Below are 2,852 nucleotides of genomic sequence, written 5' to 3' on the forward strand. Positions count from 1 at the left end.
CGTCCTAGGACGACCACCCGGTAGAGCTCCCCGTGCATCACAACTGGGCACTGTGTAGAGCGACCGGAAGAGACGGACCCCCCGGCGGGGGTTGGGAATGGGGACCAATGAACGCTCCGCGTGAACTCCGTCCGCATCAGGTGGAGGCGGTAGAGGCCGCTGTGAAAGCCCTCGACGTGCCGCCGAAGGGAATCCCCAGGAACGGGCTGCGCGCCTCTGTGGTGGCTGCCTGCGGTACGGGGAAAACGCTTATCGCCGCACACTCCGCGCTCCGTCTCGCCAAGGGTGGCCGGATTCTCGTGATGCTGCCGACCCTGGATCTTCTGACTCAGACGGCAAGGGAATGGCGCGCGGAGGGGCATGACGGTAGGTCAGTGGCGGTCTGTTCGCTGGACGATGATCCTGGCCTTTTCGCGGCCGGGGTGCGTACGACCACCAACCCCATGGTGCTTGCCCAAAAGTACGGGCGAGGCCCGGTGACCATGTACGCCACCTACGCGTCACTGCCTGTCCTCACAAAGGCGTTCAGCACGGACTATGCCGAATACGCCGGAGAGATGCAGCCTTTCGACCTGGTGGTCGTAGATGAGGCGCACCGCACGTCCGGGAGCTTGGGAAAAGCGTGGGCGGCGATTCATCATCAGTCGGAGATTCCGGCGGCGCGGCGGTTGTATTTCACGGCTACGCCGCGGATTTGGCGTGAGCGGCCGCCGAGCTGGGAGGTACGCGAGGGGGCGCGGGACCCGTTGCCGGCTGAGCTGGCGTGTTCGATGGACGATGAGGCGGTGTTCGGGCCGATCGTGTATGAGCTGGGGCTGGCGGACGCCATCAGCCTGGGGCTGCTGGCCCGGTACCAGATCCTGGTGGTGGAGGTGCGTGACCCGGTGGTGACGCCGGAGCGGCTGTCTGGGCCGGAGGCGCGGGAGGAGGAGGTACGCGGCCTGCGGCTGGGGGCGTTGCAGGCGGCGCTGCTGCGGACGGCCGCCGATCACGACTTGCGGAAGATCATCACCTTTCACCACCGTACGGTGGAGGCCGAAGCATTCTGCAAGGGGCTGAAGAAGAAAGCCGCAGAGCTGCACGCGGCGGATCCGGAGAAGTATCCGGCGTCAGTGTGGGCGGGGTGGCTGAGGGGCGAGCACGAATCTGACCACCGCGCGCAGGTGCTGCGGGAGTTCGGCGGTACGGCGCACCGTGCGGTGTTGTCGAATTGCCGTGTGTTGGGTGAAGGGGTGGACTGCCCGGCGGTTGATTCTGTCGCGCTGCTGGACCCTAAGGGCTCATCGGTGGACATTGTTCAGGCCATTGGGCGGGCGCTTCGGCAAAAGCCGAACGCGGGAAAGGTGGCGTCGCTGATTGTGCCCGTCTTTCTGGGGCCGGACGAGGATCCTGAGGATATGCTCACGTCCGCTTCTTACCGGCCGCTGGTGAAAGTTCTTGAGGGGCTGCGGGCGCACGATGAGCGGGCGGTGGAAATGCTGGCTCTTCCTCAGGAGAACTCGCCATCTGCGGGCACGGAATGGATTGGTCCGGAGCCGGAGGAGGGTGAGGAGGAATCGCGAATGCTGCTGCGCTTTTCGTCGCCGCGCGATCCGGCTGCTGTCGCGGGGTTCGTGTCGCTGCGGGTCATCGACACCGAGCGGGAGGACTGGACGCGGGGCTACTGGGCTGCGCAGCAGTGGTCGGCGCGGGAGGGGCACCTGCGGGTGCCGCTCGGCGCGGACTGGATGGGCTATCCGCTGGGGCGGTGGGTGCGTCGGCAGCGGGCGGCGTACGCCTCCGGGCAGCTCGATGGGCAGCGCGTCGCGCGGCTGGAGTGGCTGGGGATGGTGTGGGACCCGGCGGAGGCGGACTGGCAGGACAACCTGGCGGCGGCGCGGCTGTACATGGGCCGGTACGGCACGCTGGCGGCTCCGCGCACCGCGGTGGTGGCCGAGCCCGGCGGGCGGGCTGAGCGGGCGCTGGAGGGCCCCTCAGGGGCCGCAGGACGGCCTATCGGACAGTGGCTGTCCAACTGCCGCCGCCCGGGCGCCCTGTCGCCGGAGCGGGCCGCGCAGCTTGCGGAGATCGATCCGGACTGGTGCCCGGACTGGCCGATCGACTGGCAGCGGCACTACGCGGGCGTGCGGGCGCTGATCGTGGACGGCGGCGCTGCCGTCGACGAGATCACCCCTGGCGTGACCGTGCACGGCGCGGATGTCGGGCGGTGGCTCGTACGGCAGCGCGAGACGTGGGCGGAGCTGTCGGAGGCGCAGCGCGAGCGGCTCATCGCCCTTGGGGTGAGCGCCCCGGAGCCCGCCGCGGCGGCGCCGACGGGCGGCGGGCGGGCGGCGGCGTGGGAGCGCGGCGTCACGGCCGCGCGCGTCTACCTCGCCCGCGAGGGCACCCTGGCCGGCGTCCCCCGAACCCACATCGAGCGGATCGTGCACGACGGCCAGGAGCACGACATCAAGCTCGGGGTGTGGCTGGCCAACCAGCGCTCCCGCCGCGCCAAGCTCCCGGCCGACCGCGTAGCGGTACTCACCGAGCTCGGGGTCTTCTAGCCCGCAGGCACGGGCAGATGCGCCCCCTCCCGCTTCTGGGAGGGGGCGCATCCTTTGCCGGTCAGGCCTTCTCGCCCCGGCTGGCGCGGGTTGGCGTTTATATGCCAACGGCGCACCTTCCCGCTCGATACCCCGTTGCCGGGGGCATCAGCGAAGTGGTTGCCGACTGTGCCTGCATCGCAGCTCGGGCCGCTGCGGGGCTGGGGGGGGGGGGGGGGGGGGGGGAGGGGCAAGAACAGAAAGACACCCACGCCAGGAAGGGAAACACCGACAACCTACACTCATTACAACACATACCCCAACAAAAAG

General features: G+C 69.3%; 1 protein-coding gene. It reads left to right on the forward strand.

Annotated elements, in window-relative coordinates:
* The first annotated feature begins 107 nt into the window (after window positions 1-107).
* Window positions 108-2,543: a helicase associated domain-containing protein gene (locus AC07FJ_RS33255; protein ID WP_479052903.1), complete on the forward strand. Its 2,436-nt coding sequence runs from the start codon at window positions 108-110 to the stop codon at window positions 2,541-2,543.
* The last annotated feature ends 309 nt before the right edge of the window (window positions 2,544-2,852 follow it).

The sequence above is a fragment of the Streptomyces sp. NPDC045998 genome (assembly GCF_056430285.1).

What these genes read in the sequence shown, in the direction of transcription:
- AC07FJ_RS33255 (WP_479052903.1), top strand. Translation starts at nt 108, where the DNA reads ATGAACGCTCCGCGTGAACTCCGTCCGCATCAGGTGGAGGCGGTAGAG.